Genomic DNA, 18,593 nt, shown 5'->3' on the forward strand with positions numbered 1-18,593 from the left:
TCTGCCGCTCTTGAAGATAAAAACCCAAAAAGGTACGCGACAATGTCTGAATTCAAGCTTTCCCGCAGCATTCTCAATTGCGCTACAGCCCTCGCCATTGCGGCCATGTCCCTGTGCGCAAACGCGGCGAACCAACCGGGAGACGGGGTAAAGGTCACCCCCATCTTCCCTTCTATCGCTGAAGAACGATTCCGTGGCGAAGTGGCGATGGAAGGTCTCCGCGAGCTGGGTTACAAGGTGCAGGAACCCAAGGAGACCGAGTACGGCGTCATGATGATGGCGCTGAGTAGCGGTGATGCGGACTTTACGGTGCACCTGTGGGACAAATTGCACGATAAGTTCTACCAGCAGGCCGGGGGCGATAAGACCATGGTCAAGGCGGGCGACATCATGCCCGGTGTACTCCAAGGTTATTTGATCGACAAAAAGACCGCTGACGCCCATGGCATCAAATACATCACCGACCTGAAAAAACCGGAAATCGCCAAACTGTTCGACACCAACGGCGACGGGAAAGCAGACCTGACGGGATGCAATCCTGGCTGGGGCTGCGAGCTGGTCATCGCGCACCACATGAAGGCCTACGGCCTCGAAAAAACGGTAACCGTCAACCAGGGTTCTTATTTCGCCCTGATGGCGGACACCATCACGCGTTATAAGGAAGGGCAGCCGATTCTCTACTTCACCTGGGTCCCACAGTGGATCGCTACTGTTTTGGTCGAAGACAAGGATGTGGTATGGCTGGAAGTACCGAAAACCGACTTGCCTGATGGCAACAATGATGTCGACACGATGTACAAGGGCAAGAATCTCGGCTTTGCAGTAGACAAAATCCAGGCCGTCTTGAACAAAGACTTCGCCGAGAAAAATCCGGCGGCCTTGAAGTTCCTTTCGGTCATGCAAATTACCACGGCCGACGAAAGTGCCCAGAACTTGAAAATGCAACAGGGCGAGAAAAAGCCTGCGGATATACGCCGTCACGCCAAGGAATGGGTAGCCGCCCATCGCCAGCAATTTGATGCATGGTTGCAAACCGCTCGCGCTGCGGCGACACAAGCCAGCAAATAATAGGCATACCGAGGTGGGGCACGTCGATGACGGCCCCGTCCTTTAATAGCATTGCGTTCGTAGCCGCACTTCGCCTCACAACATAGTTAATTGAACTGCAAAGTCTTAACACTTACGTCCGTTGGATTCTCAGCTCACGTGAAGTTATCGAGCACCCTTTTTTGCATGACTGGCATCGGCTCGGTTGAATGAACAGGATCTTGAAATGTTGAAAGTCTCTTCGTTACCTGCCGATGATCAAACTTGCGGGTGGTACCACTTGAGCAAGGGGCGCCAGATCAAGCCCGCCCATCAAGGCCATAGCAGCGCCCGTTGGGTCATTGTCGGTGCCGGCTTCACAGGGCTTGCCGCTGCCCGTCAGCTCGCGGCTCATTTCCCCGACGATCAGATCGTGTTGATTGACGCCCAGGAAGTGGGTTTTGGTACTTCCGGTCGCAATGCCGGGTTCGCGATCGACTTACCCCATGACATCGCCGCCGAGGATTACATAGGCGACATCGCCACGGCCAAAACAACGCTAAAGCTGAACCTGAGTGGCCTGGGCTATTTAAAAGAGTTGGTTGAACGCCACGGCATCGATTGCCAAATGAAGCATTGCGGCAAATATCAGGCCGCCGTTGAACCAAGAGGCATCGCCGTCCTGGAGGCCTACCGTCGCGGACTCGATAAACTGGACCAGCCCTACCAGATGATCGAGGCCAGCGAACTGCCCGAACACATCGGCACGCACTTCTACCGCAAAGCGTTATTTACGCCGGGGACTTCTTTGCTCCAGCCTTCGGCGCTGGTCAAAGGGTTGGCCGACAGCCTTCCCAGCAACGTTACGCTTTATGAAAACACTGCGATCACTCATGTGGAGTACGGCACCAAGACGGTGCTCAAGCACGCCGCGGGGTCAATCACCGCCGACAAACTGATCCTGACCAATAATGCCTTTGGCATGAGTTTCGGCTTCCTGAAGGGGCGCATGCTGCCGGTGTTCACCTATGCCAGCCTGACCCGCCCCATGACCGAGCAAGAACAAGCTCGCCTTGGCGGCCGACCTTATTGGGGGGTCATTCCTGCGGATCCATTCGGTACCACGGTACGTCGCACACCGGACAACCGTCTGTTGATCCGTAATAGTTTCAGCTTTAACCCGGACGGGCGCAGCGATGCAAAATACTTGAAACGCTTTGTCGCCCGGCATCAGGCCTCTTTCGAGCAACGCTTTCCCATGCTGCCTGAAATGAAGTTCGAATATACCTGGGGCGGCGCACTGGCTCTTTCACGTAACCATATGGGTTATTTCGGCGAACTTTCACCTAACGTCTATGGGGCACTGTGCTGCAACGGATTAGGTGTTACTCGCGGGACGGCGACCGGCAAACTCTTGGCTGATTGGCTGGCGGGGGAACAATCCGAGCTCATCGACTTTGTCTTGAAATCACCCGGCCCCTGCCCTAACCCACCCGCGCCGCTAGTTTCAGCAGGCGTCAATATAAGTTTGCGATGGGGACAGTACCGAGCGGGTAAAGAAAGTTGATCCGGCCCGACAAACTTGAAGAAGTTGAGTCCACTTGTTCGATCGTCAGCAAGCGGCCTTCCTTGGTTTAAAAATTGGCTGCGCTGACTCTGTCGAGCTAGCGCCGCTTGATAGGCAGTGACACTAACTGGAGCGAGATTAATGAAATTTGAAGGCATTTACACACCGGCCGTTACGCCTCTGACCGCTGACGGCAGTATCGATAAGACCGCCTTCGCCGACGTCCTGGAGTATCTGGTGGACTCCAAGGTACACGGCATCATTATCGGCGGCTCAACCGGCGAATATTATGCCCACACCGCTCAGGAGCGTTTCGACCTGGCCGCCCAGGCCAAGGACGTGCTGCGCGGCCGTCTGCCGCTGATCGTGGGTACCGGCGCCATCCGCACTGAAGACTCGGTCGCCTACGCCGAAGCGGCGAAGGCCATCAAGGCCGATGCGTTGTTGGTGGGCTCGCCACCCTATGCACTGCCGACGCAAAAAGAGATCGCCCTGCATGTCAAGGCGGTGGACCGCGCCGCCGGTCTGCCCATCATGCTTTACAACTATCCAGGCCGCATGGGCGTGAGCATGGGCGAGGAGTTCTTTGACGAAGTCCGCGATGTGAAAAACATCGTTGCCATCAAGGAAAGCTCCGGCGACATGGCCCAGATGCACCGCTTGGCCTGCAAATACCCGCACATCGCCCTGTCGTGCGGCTGGGACGATCAAGCCCTGGAGTTTTTCGCCTGGGGCGCCCGCAGTTGGGTGTGTGCCGGTTCCAACTTCATTCCCCGCGAGCACGTCGCGCTGTACGAGGCCTGCGTTGTCGAGAAAAACTTCGACAAAGGCCGCCGCATCATGGCAGCGATGATGCCGCTGATGGACTTTCTGGAAGGCGGAAAATTTGTCCAGTCCATCAAGTACGGGTGTGAACTGAACGGCTTGAGCACCGGTGGCCTGCGCGCCCCTCTGCACGGCCTGGACCCTGAGGAAAAGCAGGCGCTGCAAGGCGTCGTCACCGAGCTCAAGCGCAACATCGCGCAGATCACTGGAGGTGTCTGAAATGGCTGATTTACTGAGCAAAAAACAGTACGCGGCCATCGCCGCCAAATTGGAGTTCCCGACCCAGGCATTCATCAACGGCGAGTTCCGTGATGCACTCTCTGGAAAGACCTTCATCACGACGAACCCGGCCACGGGTGAACAGCTTGCAGAGATAGCGGCGTGCGATACCCGTGACGTCGACGTTGCCGTGGCGGCCGCCAAGCAAGCCTTCGAGGATGGTCGCTGGCATAAGCTGTCGCCCGGCGCACGTAAGCAGGTGCTCCTGCGTTTCGCCCAATTGCTGGAAGACAACGCCCACGAGCTCGCCGTGCTGGAAAGCCTGGACAGTGGCAAGCCGGTCAGCGAATGCCAGAACGTCGACGTGCCCGATACTATCCATACCTTGCGCTGGCACGCGGAGTTGATCGACAAGGTGTACGACAGCACCGCGCCGACCGGCCACGGTGCCGTGACCCTGGTGGTGCGCGAAGCGATCGGTGTCGTCGGCCTGGTCCTGCCTTGGAACTTCCCCTTGTTGATGCTGGCCTGGAAGATTGGTCCCTCCTTGGCCGCCGGCTGTTCCATCGTGGTCAAACCAGCCAAGGAAACCACCCTGACCGCGCTGCGTGTTGCCGAGCTGGCCCATCAGGCCGGTATTCCGCCAGGCGTGTTCAACATCACCCCTGGCGGCGGCCGGGAGGCTGGCGAGCCAATCGGTCGGCACATGGATGTGGCGATGGTCAGCTTCACCGGTTCGACCGATACGGGCCGGTTGTTCCTCAAGTACGCGTCCGAGTCGAACCTCAAGCGCGTGGTGCTGGAACTGGGGGGTAAAAACCCCGCCGTGGTGATGAATGACTGCGAAGACCTTGATCAGGTTGCCCAGTATGTGACGGCTGGCGCTTTCTGGAACATGGGCGAGAACTGCTCGGCCTCCTCGCGGCTGATTGTCCATAAAGACGTCAAGGATGAGCTGCTGCAACTGATCGGCAAGCATCTGCGCGATTGGAAAATGGGTGACCCGCTCGATCCTGAAAATCGCCTCGGCGCCATGATCAGCAAAACCCATTTCGACAAAGTTCGTTCTTATCTGGAATACGCAGCCGAGCACAAACTCAACGTGATGCAAGGGGGCGAGACCGAGTCCGGCGTGTTCGTGCAGCCGACGATCATCGATGGCGTCGAACGTGACAGTCGCCTGTTTATCGAGGAGATCTTCGGGCCGGTCCTGAGCGTGACCAGCTTCAGCACGATCGACGAAGCCATCGAGCTGGCCAACGACACGGTCTACGGCCTGGCGGCCTCTGCCTACACCGGCAGCCTGCGCAATGCCTTGCGCCTGTCGCGGGAGATTCGGGCGGGCGTGGTCACGGTCAACTGTTTCGGTGAAGGCGACGCCTCCACGCCGTTCGGCGGCTACAAGGAGTCTGGCTTTGGTGGTCGCGACAAATCCGTCTGGGCGCACGATCAGTACACCGAGCTGAAGACCATCTGGATTGACGCTTCGTAACCCGATCGAGATCGCGATTTGTGGCGGCTGTACTGGCCTCATCGCGAGCAAGCTCGCTCCCACAGGGTCATGTGTAAGCCGAAGGAATATGGGTGCCAGCTTGCCCCATGTGTACGCCGCAGGAATGTGGGAGCGAGCTTGCTCGCGATGAGGCCGGCACAGCTGGCAATACCTCAAGCAGACTGAACACTGGACGCCACCATGACAACTTCACCTTTTTCGATTCCAACCAATGCGCGGCGCATCGACCCGGCCAGGCAGCGTGCAACTGCATTAAAAAAAGATGGCTCCGTCAATGACAACGACCGCGTCGAAATAGGCCCCACTCCCCTGGCGTTCGCGGAATGGGAGCGTTTGGGCCTGGAGCCGCCCCACTTGCCCACCCTGCGTACGTACCGATTGCAACGAATAGTGGATCAGTTGGTCGCCCGTGACTTGGGCGGCATTCTGTTATTCGATCCGCTGAATATCCGCTACGCGACCGACACCACCAACATGCAGCTGTGGACGACACATAACCCCGCACGGGCATGCTTCGTCGCCGCCAGCGGGCATGTTGTTTTGTGGGACTTCCATGGCTGCGATCACCTTTCCGCCCACTTGCCGCTGGTGACGGAGTTGCGCAGCGGTGCATCTTTTTTCTTTTTCGAGACGGGCGAGCACACGGATCGACACGCCAGGCATTTCGCCGCACAAATCGACGAGTTGCTGCGCCAACACGCCGGAGCCAACCGCCGGCTAGCGGTAGACCGAATCGAAGTCGCCGGCGTGCGCGCACTGGATGCCCTGGCGATCGAGATGTGCAGCGGCCAGGAAGTGACCGAGTTCGCGCGCATGATCAAGGGCCCGGATGAAATCAAGGCGATGCGCTGTGCGGTGGCCTCGTGCGAAGCCGCAGTGGCCGAAATGCACCAGGCGATGCGCGCCGGCGTGACCGAAAACGATGTCTGGGCCGCCCTGCATGCCGGCAATATTCGCCGCGGTGGCGAATGGATCGAGACGCGAATCCTCAGTTCCGGCCCTCGCACCAACCCCTGGTTCCAGGAGTCTGGCCCACGGGTGTTGAGCGACGGCGACCTGCTGTCATTCGACACGGATCTGATCGGCACCTACGGCATGTGCGTGGACATGTCCCGCAGCTGGATTTGCGGAGGGTTGGAGCCCACGGCCGAACAGAAGCGCCTGTATCGGATTGCCCATGACCATATCACCCACAACACCGAGCTGATCAAGCCTGGCGTGCGCTTCACGGAACTGACCGCCAAGGCGCATCGGCTGCCCGAGCCCTGCCGCGCCCAGCGGTACGGCGTGCTGTTCCATGGTGTCGGCCTGTGTGACGAGTACCCCAGTATCCGCTACCCCGAGGACCTGGAATCCTACGGGTACGAGGGCGAGCTGCAAGCAGGCATGGCCCTGTGTGTCGAAGCGTACGTGGGTGAAGTGGGCGGCCGCGATGGCATCAAGTTGGAGAACCAACTGCTGGTTACGCAGTCCGGTTATGAATTACTCACCCACTACCCTTTCGATGACAGCTTCCTGCGGGATACGAAGCACACCTCATGAACCAGATGATTGAGCCCCAGAAAACATCGAGCGTGGGGTTCCTGTTGCTCGATAACTTCTCCCTGACGTGTTTCACCCAATGCCTGGACGTGCTGGTGACCGCCAACCTCATCCAGCCCGGGTCGATAAAAATCCATACCTTCAGTCGAAACGACTCTGAAGTGATTAGCGACCTGGCAATCCCCATCAGACCAGACACACCGTTGACCGATATCAGGATCGCGGCACTGGATTTGATGATTGTATGCGGCGGGCTACGCACGCCCAGGGTACTCCCCAACGGGTTGGTAACGCTTTTGACCAAGCTTGCGAACATGCCCATTGCGCTCGGCGGGTTATGGAACGGCGCCTGGTTCCTGGGCAAGGCAGGATTGCTGGATGGTTACCGATGCGCCATTCATGCAGAACAACGAATGGCCCTGTCAGAGTGTGCACCGAAGACGACGGTGACGCTGGATACGGTGGTGTTCGACAGGGACCGATTCACGGCGTCAAACCCTGCCGGCGCATTTCAAATCATGATGAAGTGGCTTTACGCCGCGCTCGATCAGAACGTCGCGAATGCCGTGTTTGAACTGTTGGATCATGAGTCTCGATTCCGTACCTCGGCAAAGATGCTGGACCGCAAAGTCAGTGCATCCCTGCGAGAAGTCATTGCATTGATGGAGTGCAATCTTGAAGAACCATTAGGCCTGGATCTGCTCGCCCAATGCGTTCAACTTTCCAAGCGTCAGATCCAACGTCTGTTTCGAAAACAAATCAATATGTCTCCCCAACGGTATTATCTGGAGCTACGGCTGACCGAGGCACGACGCCTGCTACAGAACTCCAGGCTGAGCGTCACTGATGTCGCCATTGCCTGCGGCTTCGTTTCCACCCCGCACTTCAGCAAGTGCTACAGCACGCTCTTCGGCTGTCCGCCTTCAAAGGAAAGTCGTTACGAAATATAGTCTCTGCTGACGAGCCGCCAGGTATTTCCTGGAAACGTTTCTCCTGTCTCGCGCCTATCAAGGCACACCATTGCTACCGCACTCTTTGCGAAGCCGTCGTGCAATGCTGTGGCGTTTCGTGTCTTTGTCCAACAGTTCGACCGCTACAAACTCTTCGATACCCGCCCCGGCCTCAACCTTCTCAATAAAAGTCAGAATGGCCTTTTTCATGAACCAGTGGGACGTTCGGTCCAACTTGGCAGACGCCGACTTCAGCCTCGCCCGCGTTTCTTCGTTCAACTTTACACCTTGCGTGGTGACCCTCATCTTGCCTCCTCTGAATGGCGAGCTCATTGACTTTTATAACGAGGCACTAATGCATCAGGCCCCACAGTGCCAGTAGCGGGACATCCGTTGAACTCATCGCGTGGACACAGGATGGCGGATTGAATACAAAGCCCCCTGCCCCGGGACTCCACCAGCCCACGTCCTCCCGATACCAGTCGCCCGGCGAAAGAACGAGGTAGAACTCGGCAGGCGGGTGTTGGTGATAGGGGTAGCGGGTCTCGGGCATCATCAGCGCCAACCCCAAGGTCAAGGTGGAACATTCAAATAGCGCTCCAGGGCCAGCGATCATCCCGTGGCGATGCCGCTCCACGAAAGCGCTGTCCTGGTCGGCCCGGGCTTGGCGGTTTATCCAGGGAAGATGGGGCAAGAGCGTGCTCAGCGCAGCCAGTATCGATATCAGGTCATCATCGGTCCTGGGCGCAGCGTCAAGCGCCTCGGAGAGATGGCGCTCCAAATAATCTGGCAGCGCCTTTGAAACCTGCGCAGTCTTGCTGATATTCCATTGGGCCGTACTTAGAGACGCGGCATGTGCTGGCGCCTCATCGCAACCGCAGCCCGACAGGACGCTCTGGAGCGAACGCCTGAGCAACTCTGCGCTACGGATAATGTCCTGGTCCCACGATGGATCTTCAGTGCTGTTCATCATCGTTTTCGATCCCATTTCCTGAGCAATATATCGAACTGGCTTACAGACGGCTCAGCTGTTCCAACAGGTCAACGGGAACACTGATCCCATCATTCTGTGCGGTGAGCGTTGAGTGTTGCCGTTCCCATCCCGGCCTGTGGACGCCTATCTGCGTCAGGCGGCTCAGTTGGCTGGAAAGTCGCTGTTCAAACCCGTTTGAAAAGAATTCCGGCGCCAGGAGCAGGATCAACAGGCCACAGCCAGGCGTCTGGGTTCCTTGATTGAAAGCCGGCGCATCCAACGACCAGTTGGCACCCGTGAGCCCCGCCGCCAGGACCTCGACCATGAGCATCAGATTGGCCCCACGGTGACCACCAAAAGGCAGCAGCGCACCGCTCAGCGCCGCCAAGGCATTACGTGTGCCGTTGCCCTGTTGGTCCACCGCCCAACCGTCAGGGATATCGCTGCCCGTCGAAGCGGCGTGGGCGATATTCACGAATGCCGCGGCACTGCACGCCTGGTCGAACAGCAGCGGGATGCCATCGACTGAAGGCGCGGCAAATGAGAGCGGATTGGTCGAGTAGGTCTTGCCCTTGGCACCAGGAACGGCGACCAGGGCCGGCCCGTTTGCGACCGCCAATGCAATCAGCCCGGCCTGGGCAAACCGCAACGTGTAGTCACCCAGCTCGCCGCTGGTGAAACTGTTGCACTGGCTCAGCGTGGCCATGCCATTGGCGTGCGCGGCATGGCACAACGAATCGAAGCATCGATCGACACCCAGCTGGGCAATTCCGCCTCGGGCATCGGACTTGAAGATAATCGCGCCAGCGCGGGAGATGCGTGGTTCGGCACGTGGATTGATTCGTCCGGAAGAAAAGCCCGGCAAGTAATCGGCGAGGTGCCGAAACCCCACGGCCTGGTTACCGCGCGCTTGCGCCGCTACGGTGGCGTGGGCCAATGAGTTGGCAACCGCCGGTGAGCAGCCCTTCGCTTCGCAGAGATGCGTCACCCAGTCGATCGCTTCATCAACGGTAAAGCGACGATAAGTTGTGGTCTTCAAGGGTATCGCCTGAATATTCGTTCGATGCATCCGATGCCCTTCACCAAGGGCACCGGACTGCAACACAACTATTGGAAAGCAACGATCTTACTGGGACGGTGTGGCGGAGGCGGTCTGACTGCCGAACATCGCCTCGAAGCGAGGCTTGTTGGCGGCGTAGTACTCTGCAACGACTTTGTCTGCCGAGCTGTCACGAGCGGTCGACATCAACTTCTCAAGGTCAGCCTTGGGGATCTTGAAGTTGGCGAAGAACCGGGCGACATCAGGATGCTCGGCGCTGAAGCCTTTGCGAGCAACCGCATGGATTTGTTCAGCACCACCGAAAATCTGCTTCGGATCATCCAGGTAGCGCAGCGGCCACTTGGCGAACATCCAGTGGGGACTCCAGGCGTTGATCAACGCCCATTTGTCGCGCTTGATGTTGCGATCCAGCTCGCTCAGCATTCCAGACTCTGAAGAGGCGACCATCTTGTAACCATCGAGCTTATATTCCTGGATGGCCTTTTCCGTGAGCTTGTATTGGCCGTTACCCACTTCCGAAGTCAGGATCTTGCCGCCAAGTTTCTCCCGCACTTCTGGCTTATTCAGATCCTCGACACTGGCGAGTTCGCTGGTGGGAATAGAGGTTGGCACGGCCATACCGATCCGACCTTCATACAGCACGCCGAGGTCTTCGAGCTTGTCCTGGTATTTGTCGTAAAACGCCTTGTGAGTGCTCGGCAGCCAGACCATCGGAATCAGGTCGATATTGCCGTTAGCCAGGGCCTGGAACTGAATGCCAATATCGGCGAGTACCAATTTGACCGGTTGCTTCAAGTGGTCGCGCAATGCCGTATCTGCCAGCTTCACAGCAATTTCCGTATCCGACCAATTCACCCATCCAATACGGATAGGCGTGGGTTCCTCGGCCTGGGCCATCAGGCTGCCGGCGACCATCGCCAGGCCGGCAAGCCAGCCGATACAAGTTTTACTGGACAACGTCATCATGGTGCATCTCCGCGTACTGTATTAATAGTTATTGGCAGGGCAGCAGAAGAATTAACGTTCCCTCATCAAAGCAGAGCCATTACACCCTCGAGGGATCTTATGTTGTGCATGGATAAATTCTAGTTATGGGAAAACCCTTCATGTATTCCGGTGGTTCGGCCCTCCTCCGCCCTTTGGCGGAACTTATGAATGCAAACACTCACAATGCTTTTTCAAGTGCCGGTAATGCTTCGAACAAATCCGCCACCCACATGTAATCCGCCACCTGGGCAATCGGCGCCTCGGCGTCCTGGTTGATCGCAACAATGACCTTTGAGCCGCTCATGCCCGCCAGATGTTGAATGGCGCCGCTGATACCCGCGGCGATGTAAAGCTCTGGCGCGACGATTTTCCCCGTCTGCCCGACCTGCAAATCATTGGGGGCAAAACCCGAATCCACTGCGGCACGCGAGGCCCCTACGGCACCGCCCAGCTTGTCCGCAACGCGCTCGATCAGGGCGAAATTTTCTTTGCTCTGCATCCCACGGCCACCGGACACGACGACGCGGGCGCTGGACAGATCGGGCCTTTCGCTGGCCGTCAGTTGTTCGCTCACGAAACGCACGTTGCTTGCGCTTTGCCCGCCCTCCACCGCCACCACTTCGCAACGATGTTCATGGGACAAGGCCTGGGTGAACGCCGAGGCACGAACGGTCAGCAACTTGAACGGGTCAAGGGACTGCACCGTGGCGATGGCATTGCCGGCATAAATGGGACGCTGGAAGGTGTCCGCCGAGACAATCTGGGTGACGTCGGAGAGCATGCCGACATCCAGGCTGGCCGCGACCCGTGGCAACAGATTGCGACCCATGCTGCTGGCGTCGGCAACGACGTGCGTATACCCCTCGGCCACCAGTGAAGTGATCAGCGGTTGGGCATTTTCAGCCAGGGCGTTTTCGAACATCGCACCTTGTGCGAGCAGCACCCGGTCCAGGCCCTGGGCCAGCGCCGCTTGTTGCGCCACTGCCGATGCGTCCGTCCCGCCCATCACCAGCAAATCCGTCTCGGCACCCAGCGCCATGGCAGCGGTCACGGCACTCCACGTACCTGCCGTCAGCTCACCTGCACTGTGCTCGGCGATCACCAATGTGCGCATCAAATCACCCCCGCAACGTTCTTCAATTTATCCACCAGCTCGGCCACCGAACCGACGTTGATGCCCGCTTTGCGCACCGCAGGCGGGACCACCCCTAATAATCGAGCGTGTTCCTTCACGCTCGCGCCCAAGGTGTCAGCGGCAATGATTTCAAGCGGTTTTTTCTTGGCTTTCATGATGTTCGGCAACGAGGCATAGCGCGGTTGATTCAGGCGCAAGTCACACGTCACCACGGCCGGCATGGCGAGGGCGAGCATCTGGCTGCCACCGTCGACCTCACGCTCGACGACCCATTGCCCGTCGACGTGATTGATTGCCGAGGCGTAAGTGGCCTGACCGCTGCCAATCAGCTGCGCAACCATTTGCCCGACCTGGTTGTTCTCCTGGTCGATCGCCTGTTTGCCGAACAGGATCAGTTGCGGCTTTTCCTGATCGATCACTCTGCTCAGGTACTTGGCGACGTTGAGCGGCTCGAGTAGCGCACTCGCCTCGACCAGCAGCGCCCGGTCCGCACCGAGTGCCAATGCCGTGCGCAGTTGCTCCTGGGCGGCCGAAGTGCCCACCGAGACCACCACCACTTCGGATGCCAGCCCTTTCTCCTTGAGGCGAATCGCCTCTTCCACCGCGATTTCGCAGAACGGATTCAAGGCCATCTTCACGCCATTGAGCTCAACGTCTGAACCGTCGGCTTTCACCCGGACTTTCACATTCGGGTCGATGGCGCGCTTTACCGCAACGAGTACTTTCATGGTTCTTCGCACAGCCCCTTGCACTTTGGATCGATGCGCGATGGCCGGCCGCACGAGCCGGACCACCCCTGTTTCGACTGGATGGTAATCCTGGTTTTTCCGCCACGCAAGAAAAATGTACACCAGTGTCTCAATCGTTGACACACATGAACATTCGACATACCGTTATGTCAAACCAAGCCTGATGTTCTGTTCCCGGAGCGCAACACCATGTCCAGCGATCCTCTGCTGCAGCCCTATAAGATCAAACACCTGACCCTCAAGAACCGGATCATGACCACCTCCCATGAGCCGGCTTATCCTGTCGACGGCATGCCGAAGGATCTGTACCGCGCCTACCACGTTGAACGCGCCAAGGCCGGCGTGGCGCTGACCATGACGGCGGGCTCCGCCGCCGTTTCCCGGGACAGCCCGCCGGTGTTCAACAACGTGCTGGCGTACAAGGACGAAGTGGTCAAATGGATGAAGGACCTGACTGACGAATGCCACGAACACGGCGCGGCGGTGATGATCCAGCTGACCCACCTGGGACGGCGCACACGCTGGGACAAGGCCGACTGGCTCCCGGTCGTCTCGCCGTCCCATCGCCGCGAAGCGTCCCACCGGGCCTTCCCGAAAAAGATGGAAGAATGGGACATCGACCGGATCATCAAGGATTACGTCGACGCCGCCGAACGCATGAAGGCCGCCGGTCTTGATGGCTTGGAACTGCAGGCCTACGGGCACCTCATGGATCAGTTCTGGTCGCCACTGACCAACGATCTCGACGGGCCCTACGGTGGTTCGCTGGAAAACCGGATGCGCTTCACTTTTGATGTGTTACGCGGCATTCGCCTGCGTTGTGGCGAGGATTTCCTGCTCGGGGTGCGCTACACCGGCGATGAAGACCTGCCCGGCGGCTTCGGTGCCAGCGACGGCCTGCAGATTTCCCACATGCTCAAGGACAGTGGGCTGGTGGACTTCCTCAACGTCGTTCGCGGGCACATCGATACCGATGCCGGCCTCACCGACGTGATTCCGATCCAGGGCATGCGCAACTCACCGCACCTGGATTTTGCCGGCGAGATTCGTTCGGCCACCGGTTTCCCGACGTTCCATGCGGCCAAGATCCCGGACGTCGCCACGGCGCGACACGCCATCGCCTCCGGCAAGGTGGACATGATCGGCATGACCCGGGCGCACATGACCGACCCGCACATCGTGCGCAAGATCATCGAGAAGCGTGAAGAAGAAATCCGTCCCTGCGTCGGCGCCAACTACTGCCTGGACCGCATCTATCAGGGCGGCGCGGCGTATTGCATCCACAACGCCGCCACTGGCCGCGAAACCACCATGCCCCACGAAATCCCCAAGGCGTCGGTCAAGCGCAAGGTGGTGGTGATCGGCACCGGCCCGGCGGGCCTGGAGGCGGCACGGGTGGCCGGCGAACGTGGCCACGACGTCACGGTGTTCGAGGTGGCGGATCAGCCCGGTGGGCAGATCCGCTTGACTGCCCAGAGCGAGCGTCGCCGCGAAATGATCAGCATCATCGACTGGCGCATGGCGCAATGCGAACGGCTGGGGGTGAAGTTCCAGTTCAACACCTGGGCCGAAGCCGAGACCGTCATGGCCGAAGCGCCGGACGTGGTGATCGTCGCCACCGGCGGCTTGCCCCATACCGAGGTACTCAAGCACGGCAATGAACTGGTGGTGTCGACCTGGGACATCATTTCCGGCGACGTAAAGCCCGGCCAGAACGTGCTGATCTTCGACGACGCCGGCGACCACGCGGCGCTACAAGCGGCCGAGGTCATCGCCAACAGCGGTGCGAAACTGGAGATCGTCACGCCGGACCGGTCGTTTGCGCCGGAGGTGATGGCGATGAACCTGGTGCCTTACATGCGCAGCCTTCAAGACCTGAACGTCACCTTCACGGTCACCTATCGGGTCGATTCCGTGGAGAAACGCGATGGTCAGTTGGTGGCCAACTTCGGCAGCGATTACGGCCAGGTGCACAAGCAGCGTGTGGTCGATCAGGTGGTGGTCAACCACGGCACCCTGCCCCTGGACGATTTGTACTTCGAACTGCGCCCGCATTCGAGCAATAACGGCGCAGTGGAACAGCACGACCTGATCGCCGGGAAAACCCAGAATATCGTGACCAACCCGCAGGGCCGTTTCCAGTTGTTCCGGATCGGCGACGCGGTGTCGGCACGCAATACCCACGCGGCCATCTACGATGCGCTGCGGCTGGTCAAGGACATCTGAAGTCATGCCCCTGATCGTAAGGGTCAGGGACTGATGTTGCATTTAAGGCGTTCGATGAACCTGTGGCGAGGGAGCTTGCTCCCGCTTGAGTGCGAAGCACTCACAGAATGGGGCTGCTGCGCAGCCCAGCGGGAGCAAGCTCCCTCGCCACGGGTTTATCGCTCTCTCAAGTAACAGCATTGCAATTAACACGAGGCTCTTCCATGTCAGCACAGACCTTGAAATCAAGGGCTGCGGTCGCATTCGCGCCCAATGAACCGTTGCGGTTGGTCACCATCGATGTGGCGCCGCCCAAGGCCGGTGAAGTCCGGGTTCGCATCATCGCCACTGGCGTTTGCCATACCGACGCTTTCACCCTTTCGGGCAGCGATCCCGAAGGCATTTTCCCCACGGTGCTGGGGCATGAAGGTGGCGGTATCGTCGAATCCATCGGCGAAGGCGTAACGTCGCTGCAAGTCGGCGACCACGTGATCCCGCTCTATACGGCGGAATGCCGGCAATGCAAATTCTGCCTCTCGGGCAAGACCAACCTCTGCCAGGCTGTCAGAGCCACCCAGGGCAAAGGCTTGATGCCCGACGGTACCTCGCGGTTTTCCTATGAAGGTCAGCCGCTGTTCCATTACATGGGCTGCTCGACTTTTTCCGAATACACGGTGCTGCCGGAAATTTCCCTGGCGAAGATTTCAAAAGATGCGCCGCTGGATCAGGTTTGCCTGCTCGGCTGCGGGGTGACCACGGGGATTGGCGCGGTACTCAACACGGCAAAAGTCGAAGCGGGTGCCAGCGTGGCGATCTTCGGCCTGGGCGGTATCGGCCTGGCCGCGATCATCGGCGCAAAAATGGCCAATGCCGGACGCATCCTGGCCATCGACATCAACCCAGCCAAGCGCGACGTTGCCCTGTCATTGGGCGCGACGGACTTCATCAACCCCAAGGACGATGACCGCCCCATCCAGGACGTCATCGTCGAACTCACCGACGGTGGTGTGGATTACTCCTTCGAATGCGTCGGCAATGTGCAACTGATGCGCGCAGCGCTGGAGTGCTGCCACAAGGGTTGGGGCGAGTCGATCATCATCGGTGTGGCCGGTGCCGGCCAGGAAATCAGCACCCGCCCGTTCCAGCTCGTCACCGGTCGCGTATGGCGCGGCAGCGCCTTCGGCGGCGTGAAGGGCCGCACCGAACTTCCCAGTTATGTGGAGAAGGCCGCTCGTGGGGAAATCCCGCTGGAAACCTTCATCACCCACAACATGCCCCTGGACAAGATCAACGACGCCTTCGAGTTGATGCACAGCGGGCAAAGCATTCGCACCGTCATTCATTTCTGAGTGTCGGTCGATCGTCCAACTACCCCATAGAAAGGAAACCAAGATGTCTGTTTTTACCCATGTCACCGTCGGCACCAACAACCTGGCAAAAGCACGTGCGTTTTATGATGCCACCTTGAAGGAGATCGGCCTCAAGCGTGTTGCCGATCTCAACGAGGCCGGTTCCATCTGGGGTGTCGATAAGCCTTCGTTCTTTGTACTCAACCCGGCCAATGGCAGTGCGGCGACCATTGGTAACGGTGTTACGGTGAGCTTCGAGGCACCGAACCGTGCTGCGGTTCTGGCGTTCCATACGGCTGCCTTGGCGAACGGTGGCGTATGTGAAGGCCTGCCTGGGCCGCGTGGCTGGGCGGACAATGCCTATGCGGCTTATGCTCGGGATCTGGATGGGAACAAGCTGGCGGTGTATTGCTTCAAGGCTGAATAGGATTTGAGGTTGGCTTGAGGAAAACGGCGCCTTTCGTTTTTGGAGGAGTGCCGTTTTTTTGATTTTTTTATCTGGGGGGTGGGGGTGAATATCCGTTGCTGCGGTAACGGCGGCTGGCGGTTCCGCTCTTACAGCGGCTCACTTTTGAAGAGCCCGGGAGCCGGCCCAGTCAAAAGTAAGCAAAACGCTTTTGCCCCACCACTCGGCACCTCGCCTAGGCTCGGTGTGCCTGAACGAAGGCATTGCTCCGTGGGCCGCCGCGAAGGGCCATCCATGGCCCAGCGCGGCTAACCCGGCATCCATGCCGGGTTGCCCACTGCGCAATACCTTCATTCAGCCAGCGTGGTTAACGGGGCGGCCGAGATCAACGTCCACCGCGAGGCGGCCTAACAGCCGACCTGGTTCTTGGTGGGATCGCGTTTTTCCTATGGGAGCGAGCTTGCTCGCGATGCGGTGGTGGCCGTTACCCGACCCCGATCGTTTTATCAGGCTTGAAGCCCCTTGCGGGCCACCGCGGCACCTGCTTGCAACGCCCTTCCAATCTGCTCTTCGAAATGCCCCTGGGTCATTGCCTGCAAGGCGGCGGCCGTTACACCGCGGTAGGCCACCAAGGCGTCGATCATCTGCTGGGCATCACGGTTGGCCAGCAACTGGCTGCTGTTGACCACGACATTTTTCGCCGCAAGCTGGGCGATATCGCCAGGTATACCGGCCAGCATCGCCTGATTGACCAGCGCCGTCATCAACAAGGCCGCAAAGGCCGGGCCAGTACCTGAGAGTGCCGAGAGGTAATCGATGAAGTCTTCTTCCTGGACTTCAGCAGCGGTGCCCACACCTTCAAACAAGCGCTGCACCAGGATTTTCGTCGTCGCCTCTACCCCGCCCGAACAATACCAGGGCGTAAAGGACTGCTCGATTTCCACCGCCGCATTGGGCATCGCCCGTACGACTGCCGCAGCCAGGGTCTGTGTAGCAATTGCCTGTGCCGTGATGCCGGCCATCAAGGAGATCACGGTTTTGCCCGTCGCATTGATGTTCAAGCTGGCGAACTGCTCGGGGCGAACCGCGATGATCACGACGGCGCTGCGATCCACCAGGTCCTGGTTGTCCGTGACCAGGCTGGCACCTTGTTGGACCAACGGGTGGTTTCCCGAACGATTGGAAATGATCAGGTTTCCCGCCGGCACCAGTCCCTTTGCCAGGACGGCCTTGGCAATCGCGCCGCCCAGCCAGCCGGTTCCGCCAATGATCCCCACGATCTCATTGATCATCGCTGCTGCCTTCGAACGTGTCTGTCAACGGAACAAACACCCCGGGCTCTTTTTCGGCATAGCCGAACTTCCCATAGAAACGGTCCAGCTCACGCTGCTTGGGGACTTTGCCGGTGAAGATGCTCACGTAATGAGGAATGCGCTGGAAACGCACGGTGATCAGCTCACTCGTATTCATGGTGATATAGCCGATTTGAGTCAGATAAATCGTTCGGGCCCGGGTATCAGCTCCCTGGCTGTCATAACCAAAGCGCTTGAACATGTTCGCCAGGGCGTTCATCCGCTGCTCGTCTACCGCAGCGACCTCTTGGGCCACTTCAGCGGACTGCAACGCCCAGCTGCGCACGGCAAACTCGAACTGCGAGTCGAACAATTGTGGGTTGAGCCAGCACTCGAACACATTCAGGATCGCCTCGGAGATGCTTTCGGCATAGCTTTCACTTTGCCGGATCAAGCCCCCTGTATTGGTTTCTCGCCAACGAGACAGCAACGCCGCCAGCAGTTGCTCGCGATCTTCGAAGAACCAGTAGAAGCTGGTGCGTGACAAGCCCAGGCGCTTGGCCAGCGGCATGACTCGAACAGCATCGATGCCCGATTCCTTCAGGGCCTCGTAGGCCGCTTCCAGCCAGCCCTCCGGCGAGCCCCGCCAGCCTGCGTCCTGGGCCTTACTACGTGCCTTCCCTACCTGGGGCATCGTGCGCCTCCTTCTTCAAATACGTGATTGAAATGTACTCTGATGATTCTTTAATGTACACCTGAGTACATTTTGTTGACTTGATCGTCTAGAGCACTTAA

Annotated in this window: 17 protein-coding genes; 9 read left to right on the top strand and 8 right to left on the bottom strand. The window is 58.8% G+C overall.

The window, feature by feature from the left end; genetic code table 11:
• The first annotated feature begins 42 nt into the window (after nucleotides 1-42).
• From proX to QMK47_RS18670, 6 genes are all read left to right on the top strand, one after another.
• Nucleotides 43-1,068 (top strand): glycine betaine/L-proline ABC transporter substrate-binding protein ProX, encoded by a 1,026-nt coding sequence (gene proX, locus QMK47_RS18645; RefSeq protein ID WP_320389019.1) that lies wholly within the window; start codon nucleotides 43-45, stop codon nucleotides 1,066-1,068.
• Nucleotides 1,069-1,273: 205 nt separating this feature from the next.
• On the top strand, nucleotides 1,274-2,593 hold the full coding sequence (locus QMK47_RS18650) for an FAD-binding oxidoreductase (RefSeq protein WP_320389020.1): 1,320 nt from the start codon (nucleotides 1,274-1,276) through the stop codon (nucleotides 2,591-2,593).
• Nucleotides 2,594-2,734: 141 nt separating this feature from the next.
• Nucleotides 2,735-3,637, top strand: a complete 903-nt coding sequence (locus tag QMK47_RS18655) for a dihydrodipicolinate synthase family protein (protein ID WP_320389022.1) — start codon at nucleotides 2,735-2,737, stop codon at nucleotides 3,635-3,637.
• 1 nt (nucleotide 3,638) lies between these two features.
• Nucleotides 3,639-5,129, top strand: coding sequence for an aldehyde dehydrogenase (locus QMK47_RS18660; protein WP_320389024.1), 1,491 nt, complete (start codon nucleotides 3,639-3,641; stop codon nucleotides 5,127-5,129).
• Nucleotides 5,130-5,330: 201 nt separating this feature from the next.
• Nucleotides 5,331-6,692 carry a dimethylsulfonioproprionate lyase DddP gene (dddP, locus tag QMK47_RS18665; protein ID WP_320389026.1) on the top strand — a complete coding sequence of 454 codons (1,362 nt, stop codon included), beginning with the start codon at nucleotides 5,331-5,333 and terminating at the stop codon, nucleotides 6,690-6,692.
• Nucleotides 6,689-7,642: a GlxA family transcriptional regulator gene (locus tag QMK47_RS18670; protein WP_320389028.1), complete on the top strand. Its 954-nt coding sequence runs from the start codon at nucleotides 6,689-6,691 to the stop codon at nucleotides 7,640-7,642. The genes dddP and QMK47_RS18670 overlap by 4 nt, the downstream gene beginning before the upstream one ends.
• A 57-nt stretch (nucleotides 7,643-7,699) precedes the next feature.
• Here the strand turns inward: QMK47_RS18670 and QMK47_RS18675 are convergent, their stop codons facing one another.
• The 6 genes from QMK47_RS18675 to QMK47_RS18700 form a co-directional block, all read right to left on the bottom strand.
• Entirely contained in the window at nucleotides 7,700-7,948 is a 249-nt protein-coding gene (locus tag QMK47_RS18675) for a transcriptional regulator (RefSeq protein WP_320389029.1), read from the bottom strand.
• Nucleotides 7,949-7,994: 46 nt separating this feature from the next.
• Complete coding sequence (locus QMK47_RS18680) at nucleotides 7,995-8,612, bottom strand: dimethylsulfonioproprionate lyase family protein (protein WP_320389031.1); 618 nt, start codon at nucleotides 8,610-8,612, stop codon at nucleotides 7,995-7,997.
• Between the two features lie 43 nt (nucleotides 8,613-8,655).
• Nucleotides 8,656-9,684, bottom strand: a complete 1,029-nt coding sequence (locus tag QMK47_RS18685; protein WP_413817736.1) for an Ldh family oxidoreductase — start codon at nucleotides 9,682-9,684, stop codon at nucleotides 8,656-8,658.
• Between the two features lie 57 nt (nucleotides 9,685-9,741).
• A complete protein-coding gene (locus QMK47_RS18690) occupies nucleotides 9,742-10,641 on the bottom strand; it encodes a glycine betaine ABC transporter substrate-binding protein (protein ID WP_320389034.1) in 900 nt (299 codons plus the stop codon).
• A 199-nt stretch (nucleotides 10,642-10,840) separates the two neighbouring features.
• Nucleotides 10,841-11,776, bottom strand: coding sequence for an electron transfer flavoprotein subunit alpha/FixB family protein (locus QMK47_RS18695; RefSeq protein WP_320389036.1), 936 nt, complete (start codon nucleotides 11,774-11,776; stop codon nucleotides 10,841-10,843).
• A complete protein-coding gene (locus tag QMK47_RS18700; protein WP_320389037.1) occupies nucleotides 11,776-12,525 on the bottom strand; it encodes an electron transfer flavoprotein subunit beta/FixA family protein in 750 nt (249 codons plus the stop codon). Before QMK47_RS18700 ends, QMK47_RS18695 begins: the two co-directional genes overlap by 1 nt.
• A gap of 210 nt (nucleotides 12,526-12,735) precedes the next feature.
• Between QMK47_RS18700 and QMK47_RS18705 the strand changes: the two genes are divergently transcribed.
• From QMK47_RS18705 to QMK47_RS18715, 3 genes are all read left to right on the top strand, one after another.
• The gene (locus QMK47_RS18705) at nucleotides 12,736-14,772 is read left to right on the top strand and encodes an NADH:flavin oxidoreductase (RefSeq protein WP_320389039.1); all 2,037 of its coding nucleotides are present in this window, start codon (nucleotides 12,736-12,738) and stop codon (nucleotides 14,770-14,772) included.
• Between the two features lie 203 nt (nucleotides 14,773-14,975).
• Nucleotides 14,976-16,100: an S-(hydroxymethyl)glutathione dehydrogenase/class III alcohol dehydrogenase gene (locus QMK47_RS18710; protein WP_320389040.1), complete on the top strand. Its 1,125-nt coding sequence runs from the start codon at nucleotides 14,976-14,978 to the stop codon at nucleotides 16,098-16,100.
• Nucleotides 16,101-16,143: 43 nt separating this feature from the next.
• Nucleotides 16,144-16,527 carry a VOC family protein gene (locus QMK47_RS18715; RefSeq protein WP_320389041.1) on the top strand — a complete coding sequence of 128 codons (384 nt, stop codon included), beginning with the start codon at nucleotides 16,144-16,146 and terminating at the stop codon, nucleotides 16,525-16,527.
• A gap of 485 nt (nucleotides 16,528-17,012) precedes the next feature.
• Here QMK47_RS18715 and QMK47_RS18720 read toward each other — a convergent pair whose 3' ends face one another.
• Together QMK47_RS18720 and QMK47_RS18725 are read right to left on the bottom strand one after the other, a co-directional pair.
• Nucleotides 17,013-17,798 (bottom strand): pyrroline-5-carboxylate reductase family protein, encoded by a 786-nt coding sequence (locus tag QMK47_RS18720; protein WP_320389043.1) that lies wholly within the window; start codon nucleotides 17,796-17,798, stop codon nucleotides 17,013-17,015.
• Entirely contained in the window at nucleotides 17,788-18,492 is a 705-nt protein-coding gene (locus QMK47_RS18725; protein WP_320389044.1) for a TetR/AcrR family transcriptional regulator, read from the bottom strand. The genes QMK47_RS18720 and QMK47_RS18725 overlap by 11 nt, the downstream gene beginning before the upstream one ends.
• Nucleotides 18,493-18,593 lie beyond the last annotated feature (101 nt).

Origin of the sequence: Pseudomonas sp. P9_35 (genome assembly GCF_034008205.1) — a bacterium.
GTDB lineage: Bacteria > Pseudomonadota > Gammaproteobacteria > Pseudomonadales > Pseudomonadaceae > Aquipseudomonas > Aquipseudomonas kilonensis.